The sequence below is a fragment of the Bradyrhizobium sp. CCGUVB4N genome (assembly GCF_024199945.1).
GTDB lineage: Bacteria > Pseudomonadota > Alphaproteobacteria > Rhizobiales > Xanthobacteraceae > Bradyrhizobium.
Genome location: NZ_JANADP010000001.1, coordinates 8,149,009 through 8,166,862 on the forward strand (window position 1 = coordinate 8,149,009; position 17,854 = coordinate 8,166,862).

23 protein-coding genes are annotated in these 17,854 nt (G+C 60.4%); 17 read left to right on the plus strand and 6 right to left on the minus strand.

The genetic code is table 11. The features are described from left to right. Nucleotides 1-18: 18 nt before the first annotated feature. The gene (gene greA / locus NLM31_RS37905; protein WP_212236205.1) at nucleotides 19-492 is read left to right on the plus strand and encodes a transcription elongation factor GreA; all 474 of its coding nucleotides are present in this window, start codon (nucleotides 19-21) and stop codon (nucleotides 490-492) included. Nucleotides 493-628: 136 nt separating this feature from the next. Further along, nucleotides 629-1,024 carry a DoxX family protein gene (locus NLM31_RS37910; protein ID WP_256561968.1) on the plus strand — a complete coding sequence of 132 codons (396 nt, stop codon included), beginning with the start codon at nucleotides 629-631 and terminating at the stop codon, nucleotides 1,022-1,024. Nucleotides 1,025-1,026: 2 nt separating this feature from the next. On the opposite strand, the gene NLM31_RS37915 is transcribed toward NLM31_RS37910, so the two are convergent. Further along, a complete protein-coding gene (locus NLM31_RS37915; protein ID WP_027534298.1) occupies nucleotides 1,027-1,506 on the minus strand; it encodes an Lrp/AsnC family transcriptional regulator in 480 nt (159 codons plus the stop codon). Between the two features lie 266 nt (nucleotides 1,507-1,772). Here NLM31_RS37915 and trxB point away from each other — a divergent pair, with 266 nt between their 5' ends. From trxB to NLM31_RS37940, 5 genes are all read left to right on the plus strand, one after another. Next, nucleotides 1,773-2,738 (plus strand): thioredoxin-disulfide reductase, encoded by a 966-nt coding sequence (gene trxB / locus NLM31_RS37920; RefSeq protein ID WP_254195553.1) that lies wholly within the window; start codon nucleotides 1,773-1,775, stop codon nucleotides 2,736-2,738. Between the two features lie 5 nt (nucleotides 2,739-2,743). Continuing rightward, nucleotides 2,744-3,667 carry a LysR family transcriptional regulator gene (locus NLM31_RS37925; protein ID WP_187436649.1) on the plus strand — a complete coding sequence of 308 codons (924 nt, stop codon included), beginning with the start codon at nucleotides 2,744-2,746 and terminating at the stop codon, nucleotides 3,665-3,667. Nucleotides 3,668-4,113: 446 nt separating this feature from the next. Beyond that, entirely contained in the window at nucleotides 4,114-5,085 is a 972-nt protein-coding gene (locus NLM31_RS37930; protein WP_254195554.1) for a 4-hydroxy-tetrahydrodipicolinate synthase, read from the plus strand. A gap of 293 nt (nucleotides 5,086-5,378) precedes the next feature. After that, the gene (locus NLM31_RS37935; RefSeq protein ID WP_254195555.1) at nucleotides 5,379-5,534 is read left to right on the plus strand and encodes a hypothetical protein; all 156 of its coding nucleotides are present in this window, start codon (nucleotides 5,379-5,381) and stop codon (nucleotides 5,532-5,534) included. Between the two features lie 128 nt (nucleotides 5,535-5,662). Beyond that, entirely contained in the window at nucleotides 5,663-5,809 is a 147-nt protein-coding gene (locus NLM31_RS37940) for a hypothetical protein (protein WP_254134304.1), read from the plus strand. Between the two features lie 133 nt (nucleotides 5,810-5,942). Here NLM31_RS37940 and NLM31_RS37945 read toward each other — a convergent pair whose 3' ends face one another. Next, entirely contained in the window at nucleotides 5,943-6,620 is a 678-nt protein-coding gene (locus tag NLM31_RS37945) for a ParA family protein (RefSeq protein ID WP_014492079.1), read from the minus strand. A gap of 398 nt (nucleotides 6,621-7,018) precedes the next feature. Further along, complete coding sequence (locus NLM31_RS37950) at nucleotides 7,019-7,357, minus strand: hypothetical protein (RefSeq protein WP_254195556.1); 339 nt, start codon at nucleotides 7,355-7,357, stop codon at nucleotides 7,019-7,021. A gap of 495 nt (nucleotides 7,358-7,852) precedes the next feature. Between NLM31_RS37950 and NLM31_RS37955 the strand changes: the two genes are divergently transcribed. Next, nucleotides 7,853-8,791, plus strand: a complete 939-nt coding sequence (locus NLM31_RS37955; RefSeq protein WP_254195557.1) for an AEC family transporter — start codon at nucleotides 7,853-7,855, stop codon at nucleotides 8,789-8,791. A gap of 478 nt (nucleotides 8,792-9,269) precedes the next feature. Here the strand turns inward: NLM31_RS37955 and tenA are convergent, their stop codons facing one another. Next, nucleotides 9,270-9,944 (minus strand): thiaminase II, encoded by a 675-nt coding sequence (gene tenA / locus NLM31_RS37960; protein WP_254195558.1) that lies wholly within the window; start codon nucleotides 9,942-9,944, stop codon nucleotides 9,270-9,272. 267 nt (nucleotides 9,945-10,211) lie between these two features. Here tenA and NLM31_RS37965 point away from each other — a divergent pair, with 267 nt between their 5' ends. Both NLM31_RS37965 and NLM31_RS37970 read left to right on the plus strand, forming a co-directional pair. Then, entirely contained in the window at nucleotides 10,212-10,616 is a 405-nt protein-coding gene (locus tag NLM31_RS37965) for a nuclear transport factor 2 family protein (protein WP_254195559.1), read from the plus strand. Nucleotides 10,617-10,859: 243 nt separating this feature from the next. Beyond that, nucleotides 10,860-11,747 (plus strand): DUF4238 domain-containing protein, encoded by an 888-nt coding sequence (locus NLM31_RS37970; protein WP_254195560.1) that lies wholly within the window; start codon nucleotides 10,860-10,862, stop codon nucleotides 11,745-11,747. A gap of 26 nt (nucleotides 11,748-11,773) precedes the next feature. On the opposite strand, the gene NLM31_RS37975 is transcribed toward NLM31_RS37970, so the two are convergent. Together NLM31_RS37975 and NLM31_RS43135 are read right to left on the minus strand one after the other, a co-directional pair. Continuing rightward, nucleotides 11,774-12,928 carry a hypothetical protein gene (locus NLM31_RS37975; RefSeq protein ID WP_254195561.1) on the minus strand — a complete coding sequence of 385 codons (1,155 nt, stop codon included), beginning with the start codon at nucleotides 12,926-12,928 and terminating at the stop codon, nucleotides 11,774-11,776. A 100-nt stretch (nucleotides 12,929-13,028) separates the two neighbouring features. Next, nucleotides 13,029-13,151, minus strand: a complete 123-nt coding sequence (locus NLM31_RS43135; RefSeq protein WP_256561969.1) for a hypothetical protein — start codon at nucleotides 13,149-13,151, stop codon at nucleotides 13,029-13,031. A gap of 387 nt (nucleotides 13,152-13,538) precedes the next feature. On the opposite strand from NLM31_RS43135, the gene NLM31_RS37980 reads away from it, so the two are divergent. The 7 genes from NLM31_RS37980 to NLM31_RS38010 all read left to right on the plus strand — a co-directional run bounded on the left by NLM31_RS37980 (nucleotide 13,539) and on the right by NLM31_RS38010 (nucleotide 17,853). After that, nucleotides 13,539-14,876, plus strand: coding sequence for a site-specific integrase (locus NLM31_RS37980; protein ID WP_254195562.1), 1,338 nt, complete (start codon nucleotides 13,539-13,541; stop codon nucleotides 14,874-14,876). Between the two features lie 3 nt (nucleotides 14,877-14,879). Then, the gene (locus NLM31_RS37985; RefSeq protein WP_254195563.1) at nucleotides 14,880-15,338 is read left to right on the plus strand and encodes a hypothetical protein; all 459 of its coding nucleotides are present in this window, start codon (nucleotides 14,880-14,882) and stop codon (nucleotides 15,336-15,338) included. A 126-nt stretch (nucleotides 15,339-15,464) separates the two neighbouring features. Beyond that, entirely contained in the window at nucleotides 15,465-15,671 is a 207-nt protein-coding gene (locus NLM31_RS37990; protein WP_254195564.1) for an AlpA family transcriptional regulator, read from the plus strand. Nucleotides 15,672-15,682: 11 nt separating this feature from the next. Next, nucleotides 15,683-16,060, plus strand: coding sequence for a hypothetical protein (locus tag NLM31_RS37995; RefSeq protein WP_254195565.1), 378 nt, complete (start codon nucleotides 15,683-15,685; stop codon nucleotides 16,058-16,060). A gap of 203 nt (nucleotides 16,061-16,263) precedes the next feature. Next, nucleotides 16,264-16,461, plus strand: a complete 198-nt coding sequence (locus tag NLM31_RS38000; protein ID WP_049826111.1) for a hypothetical protein — start codon at nucleotides 16,264-16,266, stop codon at nucleotides 16,459-16,461. A gap of 59 nt (nucleotides 16,462-16,520) precedes the next feature. Continuing rightward, on the plus strand, nucleotides 16,521-16,856 hold the full coding sequence (locus NLM31_RS38005) for a hypothetical protein (RefSeq protein ID WP_254195566.1): 336 nt from the start codon (nucleotides 16,521-16,523) through the stop codon (nucleotides 16,854-16,856). Then, entirely contained in the window at nucleotides 16,849-17,853 is a 1,005-nt protein-coding gene (locus NLM31_RS38010; protein ID WP_254195567.1) for a bifunctional DNA primase/polymerase, read from the plus strand. Before NLM31_RS38005 ends, NLM31_RS38010 begins: the two co-directional genes overlap by 8 nt. Nucleotide 17,854: the final 1 nt, after the last annotated feature.

Sequence of the window (17,854 nt, forward strand, 5' to 3'; positions counted from 1 at the left end):
CGAAGGACGAGAGAAGAGATGGAAAAGGTTCCGATGACTGCGAGCGGCTTTGCCGCACTCGGGGAAGAATTGAAGAAGCGCCAGTCCGAGGACCGTCCGCGCATCATCGAGCATATCGCCGAGGCGCGCTCGCACGGCGACCTGTCCGAGAACGCCGAATACCATGCCGCCAAGGAAGAGCAGTCCCATAATGAGGGCCGCATCGCCGAGCTCGAAGACAAGCTCGCGCGCGCCGACATCATCGATATTTCCAAGCTCTCCGGCGACACCATCAAGTTCGGCGCCACCGTGACGCTGGTCGACGAGGACACCGAGAAGAAGGCGGTGTGGCAGATCGTCGGCGAGGTCGAGGCCGACGCCAAGAAGGGCCGCATCTCCATCACCTCGCCGCTTGCGCGCGCGCTGATCGGCAAGAAGAAGGGCTCGACCGTCGAGGTCAACGCCCCCGGCGGCGCCAAGGCATATGAGATCACCAAGGTCGAGTGGCGGTAATCCACTCCGCAGAATCTGCCTGAAAAGCCGCGCGATCTGCGCGGCTTTTCTGTTTCGTGAGGTGTCCAGCCCGCGATTGTGAACCGCACTGCCCTCCATCATGCTTTAGGCTGCCGTCCGAGCAAGGGAGGACACGATGAACATCGATCGCATCGCCGCTCGGAGCCAGCCTTATCTGCTCAGCCTCTTCCGCTTCATCACCGGGCTGCTGTTCTTTCACTACGGCGTGGCCAAGCTGTTCAAGTTTCCGCCGGTAGATATGTTTTCCGACGTCACGCCGTTGTCGCTCTGGGGGGTTGCCGGCATGTTCGAATTCGTGCTCGGCGGCCTCCTGATGATCGGGCTCTTCACGCGGCCGGCCGCCTTCATCCTTTCGGGTGAGATGGCCTTCGCCTATTTCATCGAGCACCTGCCGCACAGCTTCTTTCCCGTCGTCAACGACGGTGCGCTGGCGATCATCCTGTGCTTCGCCTGCCTCTTCCTCGCCGCCGCCGGCGGGGGCCCGCTCAGCGTGGACGCGATGCGGCGGTGATTCTACCGCCGCCCCTTCACGTCGAGCGGCACAGCTGCCTCGTACTTCGAATTGTGCAGCACCAGTGACGTGCGCACGTTGCGGACATGGGGCGCGGCGGTCAGGTGGGTGACGAAATCCTGGAAGGTCGCCATATCAGGGGCGACGCATTTCAGGATGAAATCGACCTCGCCCGACAGCATCCAGCATTCCCGCACCAGGGGCTCGGCGCGGACGAATTCCTCGAAGGCCCGCAAATCGGCTTCGGCCTGGCTGGAGAGGTGCACGGCGGCGAACACCGTGACGTCGAAGCCGAGCTTTCGCGCATCCAGCAGCCCGCGGTAGCCATGGATGTAGCCCTCCTCCTCCAGTGCCCGGACCCGGCGCAGGCAGGGCGGGGGCGAAATACCGACCCGCTTGGCGAGCTCGACATTGGTGATTCGGCCGTCGGCCTGGATCTCGGCGAGAATTTTGAGGTCGATCTCGTCTAGGTTCCGCGACACGTGATTGGAACTCCTGGCCTTTATGGCGGTATCGGGTGGATCTGATGCAATCCTCATAGCCAGTCACGCAGGTTTGCGCAATTTTATTGCGCGTTCACCCCACCTGACTTTTGTTCCTTGTTGGAAAAATCCGCCGATTGGGAATGCAATTCTTGCATAGCTCATCAGAAGGCTTAGATTAGCTCTGATATTTCAGCGCCTCCGCGAGGCCTCCCGGCACGTTCCGCGCCCGCGCTGCAAATCCCCCGTGAAAGGCGTCCGCAAATATGTCCGCTCCTGTTCATGCAAAGGTCGTCATCATTGGCTCCGGCCCCGCCGGCTACACCGCGGCGATCTACGCCGCGCGCGCGATGCTCGAGCCGATCCTGATCCAGGGCATGCAGGCCGGCGGCCAGCTCACCATCACCACGGATGTCGAGAACTATCCCGGCTTCGCCGATGTGATCCAGGGCCCCTGGCTGATGGAACAGATGGAGAAGCAGGCGGTCCATGTCGGCACCCGGATCGTCACCGACCTGGTGACCAAGCTGGAGACCGGTCAGCGGCCGTTCCGCCTTACCTGCGACTCCGGCGACGTCTATCTCGCCGAGACCGTGATCCTTGCGACCGGCGCGCAAGCGCGCTGGCTCGGGCTGCCATCCGAGGTGAAATTCCAGGGTGGCGGCGTGTCGGCCTGCGCCACCTGCGACGGCTTCTTCTACCGCAACAAGGAGGTCGTGGTGGTCGGCGGCGGCAATACCGCGGTCGAGGAGGCGCTCTACCTGACCAACCATGCCTCGCAGGTCACCATCGTGCATCGCCGCGATCACTTCCGCGCCGAGCGCATCCTGCAGGAACGCCTGTTCAAGCACCCCAAGATCAAGGTGATCTGGAACTCCGCCGTCGACGAGATCTGCGGCACCGAGAACCCGAACAAGGTCACCCATGTGCGCCTGAAGAACGTCAAGACCGGCGCTCTTTCGGACGTGAAGACCGACGGCGTCTTCATCGCCATCGGCCACGCACCGGCAACCGAGCTCGTGAAAGACCAGATCAAATTGAAACCGTCGGGCTACGTCGAGGTGGCCCCGAACTCGACCGCGACCTCCGTGCCTGGCCTCTTCGCCGCCGGCGACGTCGCTGACGAAACCTACCGCCAGGCCGTCACGGCCGCCGGCCTCGGCTGCATGGCAGCCCTCGAGGCCGAACGTTTCTTGGCCCTGCGCGCCAGCGAGCGCGCGGCAGCGGAATAACGATCATGCCTCGAACACGCGACGGATTTACGGATATGGATTGGGACAAGCTGAAGGTGTTTCACGCGGCGGCGGAAGCGGGCAGCTTCACGCATGCGGGAGAGCAGCTCGGTCTGTCGCAATCGGCGGTCTCACGCCAGGTCTCGGCACTGGAGCAGGAGCTCTCGGTCTCGCTGTTCCACCGCCACGCCCGCGGCCTGATCCTCACCGAGCAGGGCGACCTGCTGTTCCGCACCGCGCATGACGTGTTCATGCAACTGCAGGCGGCGCGCGCGAAATTGACCGACAGCCGCGAGCGGCCGAGCGGCGATCTCAAGATCACCACCACGCCCGGCGTCGGCATCAACTGGCTGATCCCGAGGCTCGGCGAATTCACCGCGCTCTATCCGGAGATCCGGATCTCGCTGATCGTCACCGACGAGGAGCTGGATCTGTCGATGCGCGAAGCCGACGTCGCGATCCGCACGCGCAAGCCGACGCAGCCGGATCTCATCCAGCGCAAGCTTTTCGCGATGGGCTTCCACGCCTATTGCTCGCCGGATTACATCAAGCGCTTCGGCACGCCGCGGACGCTGGAGGAACTCGACTCCCACCGCATCATCACGCTGTCCGACGGCAACTTCGCGCCGCATCTGCAGAACCGCAACTGGCTGATCGAAGCCGGCCGCAACGGCTCCGGTCCGCGCGAAGCCTATTTCAAGGTCAACAACATCCTTGGCCTCGTGCGCGCCTGTCAGCAGGGCCTCGGTATCGCAGCGCTGCCGGACTACCTGATCGAAGAACAGAGCCGCCTCGTACAACTGTTCGGCGAATCTGATTCGATTCAGCTCGATACGTATTTCGTCTATCCGGAAGAGCTGAAGACGGTCGCGCGCGTGCAGGTGTTCCGCGACTTCGTGGTGAGCAAGGCGCAGCGCTGGCCGTCCTGATTTCCGCATGACTGACATGCGGCCTCGGCTGTTGCTGCATGCCGCTCGTCAAGCCCATACTGCTTGCACGCTGAGCCTTCGCGTTGCGCATTTGTCCCCCTCCTCCAGTGGCGCGGGAGTTCAGTAATCCCTCTTGGAAGGTGATTGTGTCGGCCTCACGTGGCCAATACCTAAGCCGGGCCTTCGGGTCCGGCTTTTTTTCTGCCCAATCCGGGTTTCGCCTTCCGCGTGTATTGACAGTTTTGGGTATCCCCCGCATCATTTCCAAATGATCACGAAGTCGTGCGCAATCGTCTCGAAAAAAGGCCCCCACCCGGGGACCTCGGATTTTTGCGCGCGCTAATCACCGCTTCGTCATCGCAAGCAAATCCCGAAAACCCCGCCGCCTGGACGGGGTTTTTTCATGTGCCCTCCGTCTCAGGTTTTTCCCGAGAAGGAGAATGAACATGACTGATGTGCGAACTCATATGCACGGGCTCTGGCTGCCACTGGTGACGCCGTTTCGGAACAGTCGCCTCGACGAGACGTCGCTGCGACGGCTGACGCGGCACTACTGCACCCAAGCCATCGACGGCTTCATCCTGGGCGCGACCTCGGGCGAAGGCATGACGCTGCGCGAGGCCGAGCTCGAACGCCTCGTCGCCATCGTCCGCGACGAGATGGCGGCCGGCCGACGGACGTTGCCGATCGGTCTTGGCCTGTCGGGCGCGGACACCTCGCGGATGAAGGAGCGGCTGGATGAGACCGCGGACTGGCCGATCGACTTCTATCTGATCGCGAGCCCCTATTATGTGCGGCCGTCGCAGCGCGGCATCCTCGCGCATTTCGAGACGCTGGCCGATCACGCCGCCTGGCCGCTCGCGCTCTACAACATTCCCTATCGCTGTGCCGTCGGCATCACCAACCAGTCCCTGCTGCGGCTCGCCGAACATCCCAACATCATCGGGCTGAAGGATTGCGGCGCGAGCCGTGAGCAATCGATCGCATTGCTGCGCGACAGACCGAAGGGCTTTCGCGTGCTGACCGGCGAGGACGCGAACTATTTCGAAGCGCTCGGCGACGGCGCCGATGGCGGGATTCTGCTGTCGGCCCATCTCGAGACGGCAACCTTCGCTGCCGTCCATGCCGAGCTGAAGCGCGGCAACAAGGATGCGGCGCTGTCGCGCTGGCAGGAAGTCGCGGACCTGACGCGGCTGCTCTTCACCGAGCCGAGCCCGGCGCCGGCGAAGTACTGGCTGTGGCGGACAGGCCTGATCGACAGCCCCGAGGTGCGGCTGCCGATGGTGGAGGTGAGCAGCGAGCTCGCCGCCACGATCGATCGCGAGATCGAGCGGAGGTCGGAAAAATCGGTCTACGAAGAACCGTTGGTGGCACGACGCCCCGACAGCCATATGGCAGCACCTTTCATCCAGACCTGAGCATCGACGGGTCGTGACACATCCGATGTCCGCCTGGTTGCGCCGCGATATCGGGCTGAGCGAGGACATCGCGACATCGGCTTGGGACCGCGTCGACGAGATCAGGCGCAGGCATAGTGGGTGGTGGTAGCCCCTCACCACGCGCTCTCTCCGTGAGGACGGGGAGAGCGCGTGAGAGAGCATCGCTTGGTTAACCGGGCGCGAACTTGGTTCGCACCTGCCGCATGGCGCATCCACGCCTCGTTTACGTAATCGCGCCTATCGTTTCGCTTCCACGTCCATCAAGAGGGGGAATGACCATGGGACAACGCGTTCGCCCGACTGCGGCGGAAGACTTCGCGCCTGCCGATCTTTTGCAGGGAATCCTGGTGGTATCGTCGTTCGGTTTCTGGGCGGTGATGCTCGGCCTGATGCCGGTGCTGCTGTTTCGGGTCTGGCTCGCAGGATGACGAAGCCTGCTTGCATGGTTAACCCGTGGATCGCGATTGCGTTTAAATGCGAGCGGGCCCGCAAGCCGGAATCTTAAAACATCCAGCCTATCGTCGTCCCCATAAGCGAAGAAATCGCGGGGGCGATCTTGAACAATCAGAATGATGCGGCGTCGCATTACGACGCCGGACAGCAAGGCTTTTCCACCGAAGACATCATCTGGGCCGTCGGCATCTGGTCGGTGATCCTGACGCTGTCGCCGGTCATCGTGTTTTACATGTTGATGGTGGCCTAACCTTCATCCTCACTTTCTTTTTGAGCACGATCTTATCGGAAAACCGCTTCACACTTTTCCGGATCGTGCTCGCCCTAAAACGCAAAACGCGCGGACTTCCGCGCGTTTGTCGTCCGGGGAATGATTGATGAAATTATGCCGCCTGCTTGTGCATTGCGCCGGACGCCGACGCCGTGCCGCGAATAGCTTTCACTGAACGCTCGATCGCCGCCCACAGCCTTGCAATTTCCTGAGCAGCACGGCTCTCGGCCTGATACTCACGCGCGCCTTCGCCGTGGCTGAGTGCCATCAACAAATCCGAACGATTGGTGATCTGACCGCCCCACACCGGAGCGCGGAATTTGGCCAGCGCCTCGCGGGCGATGGTGACGATCGGGCTTTCGGACTCGTCGCGACGCGCGGGAGCACCATTGAGCACGACCGCGTAGGGCTTGCGCGCCGCGCGGCACATCTGGATGGTTTCCTGCACCGCGTTGACGTCGAACACGCCGGGCCGTGCCGGGATGACCACCATCGTCGCGTTCTTGATCGCGTCGTCGACCACGGCCGAGAGATTCGGCGGCGTGTCGATCAACACCCATTCGTAGCCGTCGCGCTTGGCAGCGGAGACGATGCCGCTGACCGAGTTTACCGCCGGCTTGATCGGCGGCTCGTTGGTGCCACGCAGCTTGTGCCACAGCGTGAGCGAGCCTTGCGGATCCGCGTCCACAAGCATCACCTGCTTGCTCGCCTTGATCTGCGCAGCGAGATGTGCAGCCAGGGTACTCTTGCCCGAGCCGCCTTTACGCGATGCAAAAACAATAACGTTCATACCTCTGGCCTCCAGATTGACCCCAGGTCGCGAAAATGAATCACCGCGCTGATTCGTGAAAGAAAAATTTATCGGCAGTTGCGTCGGAGTCACGAAATAACAAGACGTGTTGGCTTTGAGTCACACTGCCGCGAGCGACGACAGACACGAACCGTCATGAATCGCTGTTCGCACGGCCGATCGTGTGTTTTCCGGGCCTATTCAAGGGGAAGAGCGCCATACAACCTCGCCGCGCAAATCCTCACGCGACCTTCGCCATCGCGCGGGCTCGCAATCGCTGCAGGCGAGCGCGCCGGCGGCGCGAACAAAACGAGTCCGGGGGCTGTCGTGAAGCTGATGCGCCTTGAGGCGTTTTGACGCGCGGGGTGTCGCGGGTGTCGTGAAGGGGGTGCGGGCGCCTAGCCGTCGTCGGTCTTTTTCTTCTTCTTCGGCTTGGTCTTCTTCGCCACGACGGGCTTGATGTTGGTCGGCTGACCGGCGCGGACCTCGCCCGGCTCCGGCCCCTGGCGGAAGAACGCCCGGCACTGCGGCGACAGCTGCGACTTCTTCCGGATCATGCAGGCGGTGATGGCGTCGACGTTCGGCACGAACTCGCCGCACAGGTTCATCGCATCCGGCGTGCAGGCCTGCTGCTGCTCCTGCGTGTAGGCGAAGCCAGTGCCCGGCTGGACCAGAACGGCGAGCGCCAACGAGAGGCCCGCGAGAGCCAAGGATGTCTTCAAGCGAAACGCCGGCATCGATCCCCCCAAATGTCGAGCAAGTGTCGAGTCAGGGCGGGAGTGTGGGTGAACGGGCGTTGATTGGCAACGAGGGCTGCGGCGAATACGGGCGGCTGTGCGCTCCCGGCAACAGGGAAGAAGTCGAACCAGATCGAGCGGGCGCTTGCAGCCATCCTTCGAGACGCCCGCCTGCGGCGGGCCCTCAGGATGAGGTCTGGTTTTGCGGCGCGACGTCAGACCCTCATGGTGAGGAGCCCGCCAAGGCGGGCGTCTCGAACCATGGAGGCCAGGCTCGCTCGGCGCCCTGCCGCCATATGCGACAGCCCTGCCCGGCCAAACCTCGAAAACAACCCCATGCACAGTAGCCGGGGTTCTCGGCCGCCTCACGAATACCCGGCACTTTGCGGATTTTGCGAATTTCCTTTGACACGTCGGGCAAAACACCGGCATGATGGCAGGATCGAGAGCTGCGTGGGGTGGTGGGCCTGATCTCCCCGTGAGGGGGAGGACCGCATGGCCACCGTGTTGATCGTCGCACCGGTGTTTGCGCTGATCGCGGCCGGCTATGCGTCGGTGCTGTTTCGCTTCGTCTCCGAGGGCGCGCACAAGGGCATCTCCGAATTCGCCTTCAGCATCGCGATCCCCGCGCTGTTGTTTCGCACCATCGTCGTCTCGGAATTCCCCGATGTCAGCCCGTGGCGGATGTGGGGCGCCTATTACGGCGCGCTGGCGCTGACCTGGATCGCGGCGCTGGTGATCTCGGCGCTGTTGCGCGAACGGCGCGAGGACCGCGAGGACGGCGTCGTGTTCGCGATCGGCTCGGTCTACGGCAACATCGTGATGCTCGGCATTCCCTTGGTGCTCTCGGCGCTCGGCAACGAGGGCGCCGGCCCGATGTCGCTGATCCTGTCGGTGAACACGCCGCTGCTCTGGCTCTGCGGCATCCTGCAGATGGAGCTCGTCAGCCAAAAGCGCGCCGGCTCGCCGCTCGCGGTGATCCGCCCCGTGCTCGCCGATCTCGCGCGCAACCCGCTGATGCTGGGCATCGGTTTTGGCGTGGTCTGGCGTTTTACCGGCCTCGGCCTCAACCCCGTCGTCGACAAGACGATCGAGCTGCTCGCGCAGGCGGGATCGCCGGCCGCCCTGATCGCGCTCGGCATCACGCTGTTTCGCTTCGAGGTGAAGGGCGAGATGCTGAGCGTCGTCGTGATGAGCGCGCTGAAACTGCTGGCGATGCCGGCGATCGCGTTCGCGCTCGCAAAACTGTTGAACCTGCCGCCGATCGTGACCGGCGTCGTCGTGCTGTTCGCGGCGATGCCGACCGGCGCCAACGCCTACATCTTCGCGGTGCAGTATCAGCGGCTGGTGAACCCGGTGTCGGGCGCGGTGGCGCTGGGGACGCTGCTGGGGGCGCTGACGTTGCCGGTGGTGGTGCTGCTGGTGGCGCGCTGAGCCCCTGCCGTCATGCGCCCGAGAGGTTAGCCGCCCCAGTGCATGGCTTGGTAGATATCGGTGTATCCGCCCGAGTATGGGGATCCACCCGAGTACGGGGCCGAGTAGGGCACATAGCCAAAGCTCTCAGCCGCACGCGGCGTGAGTTGGGGTGCGAAGGTTTGTGTGGCCGGCGCGGCATGTCGCCTATGATGTGCCGTCCCGGCACTGGCGGAGACAGTCAGGGCGACAAGGATGCCCAAGGCCAAGATCGCACGCATCGCAATTGCTCCTGTTGAGGCGAGGTGTCGACGTTGACGTGGGCTTCGGCCCTTGCCGCACCAGTCCGCCACCCCTTCACGATTGCTCACATCCCCGGCATCAAAGTGCCGGCAGAACTCGCATCACGACGACCTGGCGGGGTTACGGTGACGTTGCCGACGGTGGCGATGGTGGTGGCGGGGATGAGGTAGCGGGCGCCTGGCGATGGACGAAACCGCTATTCGACACGCGGGCCCGCGCGCCAGGCCATCTCCCAGAAGTCGGCCTCGAGCCGGGTGGCTTCCTTGAAGATCGCAATCAGCTCGGCTTCGCGGGCCGGCGTGGCGTAGAGATCGGCGAGATGATCCAGGTGCGCCCGCGCTTTGGCGGCAACCTCCTGGTACGGCGCGCCGGCGTACTCGGCGATCCAGACGCGGTAGGCGTTCGTCGCAGCGCCTGCATCGGGCAGCGCGGCGAGCCGCGTTGCGATCTCCGCGTACCCGATCACGCAAGGCGCAAGCGCCACCTTGAGTGCCAGCAGATCGCCGCGCATTCCCGCGTCGAGCACGTAGCGCGTATAGGCCAGCATCTCGGCCGCCGGAGGAGCCTGTTCGAGGTCGGCCGGGGATAGACCCCAATCGGCACAGAGCTTCACATGCAGGTTCATCTCGACGTCGAGGATGGCCGACAGGCCGGCCGCTGCTTCCCGCATGTCGGCAAGTCTGGGCGACTTGTAGACCGCGAGCGCGTAGGCGCGCGCAAACTCGATCAGGAACAGGTAGTCCTGGACGAGGTAATGACGAAACGCCGCTTCAGGGAGCGAGCCGTCCGCCAATCCGTTCGTGAAGGGATGCTCGGTGTAAGCCCGCCACTCAACGGATGCTGCTGTCTTGAGACGCTCGAAGAAACTCACGATCTTTCCCGCCTGGCTTGCTTGTCCATGAACGTGCTGGGCTCGCTACCGATATCGCATTGCGAACCGGGGAGCTATGGTGACAGGGCACGAAATTGGCTTTGGGCAGCGTTGCGGATAGGGGTCTGCCCGCGTCGGGAGTTTGGTGCACTGTTACCGTAATTCCCGGTGGCGGTGCTGCTGGTAACGCGCTGAGCCCTTGCTTTGATTTTGCCTGCGCACGCAAAAGTAGCTATTCTGTATCCACACACATCAGCGGAGGCGGACATGGGACATCGCGAGGACATGCTCGACGTCATCAAACGCGCTTACGCCGCGCGCGGTGCCGGTGACGCGGAGGGCCTGGTGGCTGCTTTTCGTCCGGAGGGCACGTTCAATCTGATCGGCGACCACAGCGCGCTGCACCTGACAGGAAGTGTGCGGGGACAGCAGCCACTGCTCAAGGCTTTCGGTCAGTTCATCGAGCATTTCGCCTTCGAAAAGCGCGAGATCCTGACCGAAGTGGTTGAGGGGAATCATGCTGCAATACGGTCCCGCCTTGTCATCCGATACCATCCGAACGGAAAAATTTTCAGCACCGAAGTCCTGGACCTCTTCAAATTTCAGGATGGCAAAATCATCGAGCTGATTGAGTTTGCGGATACTGCGCTGGTCAAGGCGATCATTTCCTGACGAGCGATGGGACTGGATTGGATCGCGTTGAAGATGGCGTGAAGCCTTCTTGCTCACGAAGCTCGTGAACTTGCCGCAGCCTGCGAGTTGCCGTGATCATTCACAAAATTTGCTTTGATCAACGTTGCGGATATCGTGCACCTTGTAGGGACCAGAGTTTCGTGCACTGTCACCGCAACACGAAAGTCGCGGGTAAGGCGCTAGCGAGCGATCGGCACGGTTCGACTCAAGTATAACGCTTCCATGCCGAAGGAGCCAAATCACCACTACATTCCTGAGTTCTACCTGCAAGAATGGGCGGACGGAGAAACGCGCCAGCTCATCGAATTTTGCCGGCGGCATAAGGACGTTGTTGTCGCGCGGCCGACGGCACCGGCCGGTACCGGCTATGTGCCGGGTCTTTATAAAGATCGCGATGCGCCGAAGGGCGAGGAATACGTGATCGAAGAAAGACTCATGTCGTCGATCGACAATTGGGCTTCAAAGGCATTGCAGCAGTTTAAGACCATGGGCTCCCTCCCCGGCTCGCTCGAATCGCAGGAAGCCCTTGGTTGGTGTCGCTTTCTTTATTCACTGATTGTCCGCAATCCGGACCACCTAGAGGTGATCAGGGAGAAATTGAGGACCATGGATCGGACGGAGATTCTCGAATACGTACGCGACGACTACCCGCGTATCCGCCGGCCAGAAGACCCAGAGAACTTCGACGAATACAAAGCAGATTTTATCAAATCGCCACCCGATATAGATCCAGTAAAAGTTTTGCCGACACTTATGAGAAGTAAGCGTGTCTTTCGAGTCATTGCATCATTTAAGTGGCATACAATGACGATGAACACACCGAAGTACCCGCTGCTGACCTCCGATAGACCGGTCATTATGACGAATGGTTTGGTGAGCGACCACGCGCATCTCGTTATGCCTATTGGCCCGCGTCGACTCTTCATCGCCACGAGGACGATGGAAACCTTTGAATCGTTTAAGCAGCGACATCCCAAAGAATTCGCCAAGGCGATAAACGACCGCATCTGCCTTCAGGCTCGCAAATTCGTCTATGGTTCGGACAAGAGCCAACTCAGGTTCGTATCCAATCGCTTGGGCAGGAGGGTTTGGTCCAGTCCGATCGGATAGCTGTGCCTGCATCGCGCACAAGGGCGCTAGGCCGGAGGCTGTAGTGCAGGGGCGAGATTGTTTCGTTTGCCTAACTTACCCTTATTTAGTTGATCGCGAAGTTTGGCATATCTCGAAAGGACGAATGTGTCGTGCTCGACGATGACATCCATCCATCTGTCGTGCTTTTCTGTGTCCCACGTGGACTGGCCGATTTCGGCGATTGCCAGTTCGAGGCGAGCGCGGAGGGATGGTAGCGTCTCCTGCCAGTCCGACAAAACTGGCAGACCAAGCTCATTTTGCCGTCTATCAAAGTTGCGGCCAATAAGACTCATGACCTCGAAGGCGCGGATGTGTGGCGGTGGATGCGTCGATCGTGCGTAGTCTGCCGTACCGTCATCGATACGACGGTCCATAGCAACAACGACAAGAAGAATCGCAACGATCATTGTTTTCCAAGTTTGCTGATCGTTGTTGTTCAGAAACTCATACCATCCAGTAAGGCCGTCAGCGCGGGTTTTAGCCCAGTGGAGGCAGTGCAAGACAGCGAAAGCGTCAGCATCGTATTCCAGCGCGCGGCTAGTCCGCAGCTGATCCGCATCATCGACGCTGGCCAACTCAGATATTGAGGCGATCGAATCGAGCATCAAGTGGCCGTTAACCAGATGCCCCAGTTCGTGAAACGCAATAAATTCAACCGCGAAATCTATCAGTGCCCCCAACAGGGGCTGAGGAATTAGATCGACGGGTCCGATCTTGACTAAGAGTTGTGCTATCGCTTCTTCGCGAGTTCTTATCGGCAGATGATTGAGCGGATAAAGTGGAGCAGGCGCGTCCCAGATGTCGCGAAAGACTTTGCTTTGATAGAGGTTGATGGCCAAATTGGCTACGCCCGATATGAGGCCAACTGAAACAACAAAGCAGCGCGCCTTCCCAATTGCCAAAGCGTTTCTCGTAGCTTCGCTCACTGCTACAAAAAGTTCTTCATCGATTTCGAGATCAGAGCGAATGTAGGAGATGCAGTGAAAAGACGTGCGGGCGATCCTCTCCTCTATCGAAGTGGCGACTAACTGCTTTTCATCTATGAGCGGAGCTGCCATCCCTGCCCGCATCAAATCATTCTCTAGCTCATAAAACCGATCTGACGGAAAGTAGTGGCGGGCCGCTAGGTCGACTGACTTCTCTTGATCTTCGTTCGACATTAATCCCATAATCCAAATTGGGGAGCTTACTCATCTGTCTACCTGCAGCGATGCGATGCGCAGGCCGTGGCTTTCCAGAACCAAGACACGCCTGTGTTCTTTATTTCTTTTTCTTGCGAACGCTCTGATACGGCTTAACGTGAGCGACCTTCAGCCCACCAAGTTTGTTCTTGATCTTTCGTGTACTGGGCTTGGTATTGACCAGCTTGAAACCTTTGGCCATCGACTTCTCCCTGCACTGCCTGAAAGCGGATTGAGCCGCAGCTTCAGTACAACCCAGCCTAGAGAATCTGTAAATCGCTGACGCGCACGCGTGCAGGCCCATACCCAACATTTGCTACGATGGGCGCGAACCGAGCGAGACGGTACTAACTGGCTGATCAGGCTGGTACAGTTGGGTGGGCTCGAACCACCGACCTCCTGTTCCACAGACCCATGCTAGCCGCCACTAGCCGCGATCAGGATGCGTCAATACGCCCAGCCCTCCGCCCAGATTCGCGATTGATTTCAAAGTATTGCCTCCTGTATGTCGCGCCTTGATGCATCAGCATGCGTCACCACAAATCAACGTGTGGATTGGGGCTCTGAGTGGGGCTCAGAACAGGGGATCATGAAAAAGCCGCTGACCGCGACTGCGATTGCCAACGCTAAGCCAAAAACGAAACGGTACGCATTACCCGACGTCGGACACCCGGGTCTGCGAGTTCTGGTTCAAACATCTGGGGCAAAAAGTTTTGTCTATCGCTTTAAGCGTGACAACGGGCAGGACGTGACCCTGACATTGGGTCCCGCAGCAGGACCTGGTGCACTCACGCTCCCTCAGGCCCGGGGCGCAGCGAGCGATGCCAGACGGCAGCGCTCCACCGGGATTGATCCGGCAGCCCAGCGCCGGGCAGACCGCGCAGCAGAGGCCGCTCGGATCGAGGCGGAGGAACGGGAGGCGCGCCGGAAGGATGACGTCGTCGATCGGGTCTTGGACCGCTACTACCGGGACAAAGTCAACTCCATGAAGTCCGCCAAGGAACTCAAGCGGCTGCTGAGTAAGGAATTGACCCCGTGGGCAAGACGCCGGATCGATGACATTTCGCGCGCGGATGCCATCAAGCTAGTTGACGCGATCAAGGATAGCGGCAAGCCCGTACTGGCAAACCGCACGCGCGCCGCCGCCAGAACGTTCTTTGGGTGGTGCATCGATAAGGCTTTGATTGAGGACAACCCATTCGAGCGCACGAAGCCGGTGGCGGTCGAAAAGTCGCGAGATCGCGTGCTGTATGATGACGATCTGCGCTTATTGTGGTTGTCGCTTGATCGGATGGATTGGATATGGCGTGCTTTCTATCAGCTATTAATTCTGACTGGGCAGCGGCGCGATGAAGTCGCAGGTATGGCCTGGGCAGAAATCAAACAGAACGGCACGTCATTGCACTGGGTGCTTCCACCTGAACGCACAAAGAATGCCCGGGAACATATTATTCCACTTCCGCCCGCCGCTGCTGAGATCCTGCGCTCTATCCCGAGAGTACAAGTTAGGACAACGATCAACGGCACCGAACGATTGAAGGACTCTTCGTTTGTACTGACCACGACGGGAACGACACCCGTCTCCGGATTCTCCAAAGCCAAAGGGCATCTGGACAAGGCCATCATGCAAGTTTCCCGCGAGGAAGCTGAAAAGCTTGGCGCCGATCCGGTCACAATCGAGCCATGGCGGATACACGATCTACGGAGATCGACCGCGTCCGGCATGCAGCGGTTACGGGTTGGCGTAGCGGTTGTTGAAAAACTCTTGAATCACGTCTCCGGGACGTTCGGTGGCATCGTCGGCATCTACCAACGTGATGATCTTCTTGAGGAGCGGCGACAGGCTCTGAACCTTTGGGCCGATCATATCGTAAGCCTGAATGTTGAGCGGCCATCCAATGTTTTTCCGATCAAGGCTGGGATGTAACTAATGGCAGCCCTACCCTCCCCTCAAAAACTCGAATTGAGCGAACTTGCTAGCATCTTTCGAGAAACGCAGAACCCAGCTGCCGCCTGGCTCGCGTTTCATCTGGCAAAGGAAAACAATCTGCCGGTACCGGATATCGTCGCAGCTGAGATCGACCGCTTTGCAGCAGAAGTTTCAAAGCCGCTATTAGCAGCTTGGAATGGGGATCAACTGGCAAAGATTACCACCAAGGGCATTACCGAGGCATGGGGCAGTGGGCGCGGTATGAAGCCTGCGCAAGACCTGCGACGTAGTCGCCGCGACGGCTCGATCGTCGCTCACTACTGGGACAAGACGAACGAAGCAAGCGCCAACGACGCGAAAGCGGCAGTCATGAAGGACTACAACCTAAGTGATAAGTCGATTGAACAACTCCTTACGACCGCGAGAAAGACGCGCGATCCGGACACGCCCGAATTTTGACAGGCCTCCAACTTGCACCTCCTGATTTGAGCCCGGCCAAATCGACGATTTGAATAGGTGGAAACAAAATCAGCTCTCGGGCTACCAAGTTGATGCAGCAATATGCATCAACTGGAGAAGCGAACAGTGACTAAGAGACTTATCAAAACCGCGCCGCTGCTGGCAAAACTCGGCGACATCTCACGCTCGAAGCTGGATCGTACGATCAGCGATCCTGATCAAAAGTTCCCCAAGCCGATCTATATGGGGAGAACGAGGTTCTTTGACGTTGAGGCCGTCGACGCCTGGCTAGCTACTCAGTCGCATACGCATCCCGACAAGCGCACGGCATAAGGGGCTTGAGCATGGACGACTTCAAAATTGGCTCCCCTGAACATGCTCTCGCGCTCGCGGATTGCCTTGAAGGCGTTGAGGAAGCGTCGCTTGGTCCGAGCGACATTGAGCTTTGTGTAAAGGCGCTTCGCGACCACGCCCGCCACGGTCGCATCCGCGCCATCGGCAAGATTTATGCCGATGGCGAGATCACCATCGAGGTGCTCGAAGGCTGCCTCGACCGGCTTGCCATCGCCATGCAGCGGGCACCCCAGGGCGGCGAGGTCTACTTGCCGATCTTCGAACGGCTTGAGACCGAGATCGGGGCAAAGAAGGCGAGCGAGTCCACGATGGCTCGCGCGCGCCGTCGCTATCAGACGATAGAGTCGTCGGCTCGCCCCGCGTCCTAGCCGGAGGCCGCCGCCGGCCGAACGCCGCTACCTTCTCCCACAAATTCACGCCTTCCGCCGCGCGGCACCTGCCGCGTGGTCGGCAGGTTCTTGCCCTGCGCAAGCGGATTTTCGGCGAGGGATACTCGAACAGACTCCTAACTATTCCCACGCCCGCCTAGCCTTATCCCCGACTAACGTAATCCTCTGCTCGGAGAACCAAAATGCGGATTGAATTGAACGGTAAGACCTACATCGACCAGAAGGCATGCGCGGGAATTTTATCTCGGACCGAGAAGTGCCTGGCTGCATGGCGCGTGCGCGGCTACGGGCCCGCATATCACCGAATTGGCGGCCGGGTGATGTTCTGCCTCGACGACGTGGTTTCGTTCATCAACGGCACGAAGGTCGATGCCGCGTAACCCAAAGGCAAAAACCCGCCCTGTTTGGGAGAACAGGACGGGCTAGAAGGAAAGCAACGATGACGAACAAGACCACCAATAGCGGAACCAACGCGCCCTCGAAGGAGCATTTCAATCCTCGATATCTCGGCCCCTGCTCCGACTATTTCGCGAAGAATCCCCAAGCTAGCGTCAGAATCGTCGCGCGCCGTCGCATCGGACGCGATTGGGTGAATTTGACTTTCTATGGCCGCGACGGCGACGTTTTCGAGTTGCTTGGTGAGCAGGTAGCCAACCTCATCACCGGGCCGCTCGCCGTCGGGACGCCCCTTGAGCGCCTGACGGGCATCTATGACTGGGTGCGTTCGCTCAATTGCGGTTCGCCGCGCGCAACTCGGTGGTGTGCTCATGGGTGACTCTCCTTTCGCGGCGACCGCCCCTGCACTGCTCGCCGCTGGCCTTTCGCCGATCCCGCTCGTTCCTAACAGCAAGATGCCGGGCACCGATACGCGCATGAAAAATTGGGACGATTGGTGCCGCAAGGTCCCTCCGCCGAACGTTATTGCCGGCTGGTCTCGCTATCCCGCTTGTGGGGTTGGTGTCTGCCTGGGGCGTGGCCTGATCTGCATCGACATCGACTTCGAGCCCGCGATGGACTCGCTGCTCGCGATGCTGCCGCACTCGAACGTGCAGAAGAAGGGCCGCAAGGGCATCTCGCTGTTTTATCGCGGCAACACCGACGTGATCCGCTCGCGCAACTTCCGCACGTCCGAGCGCGTTGGCCTTGTCGATCTGCTCTCGGAAGGCAAGCAGACGGTCTTGCCGCCCTCGATCCATCCCGACACCGGCGAGCCCTACTATTGGTGGACCGATGACACGCTCATGGACGTGTCTCTCAACAATCTGACCGAGTTGCCCGACGACATCGCCGAGCGCATCGGCGAAGCCCTGAAGGCGTATGGCTATGATCGCGATTTTGAGCGACTTTCACACCGCTTGGGGTCATTCAGCGCATCTAAGGCTTCTCTTGGCGAACCCGCCACGGCGTCCCTGTTTCGCGCTGTGAATGAACGAGCACTGGCGAACCTCGCGGTTTGGGTGCCTGCACTTAACCTGAAGCGTTGCTTTCACGCCGGCAACGGCTTCAAGGCCGTCGCCGAGTGGCGTGCGTCCGGCACGCGTCGGGCGCTTCATCTGCGTGCCCCGAACCTGTCGTTTAAGTCGGACGGCATCCGCGATTTTGGCGACGGGCGCGGATACACGCCCATTGATGTTGTGATGGAAGCGCGCCGCGTGACAAACGCCGATGCCCTGCTTTGGCTGGCCCCGCTTGTCGGTGTGCTGCTCGACGACCCGGAAAACGGTGCACTGGCGAGCCGGGTCGTCACTGCTGCTATGAAAAAGAAAGCCTGAT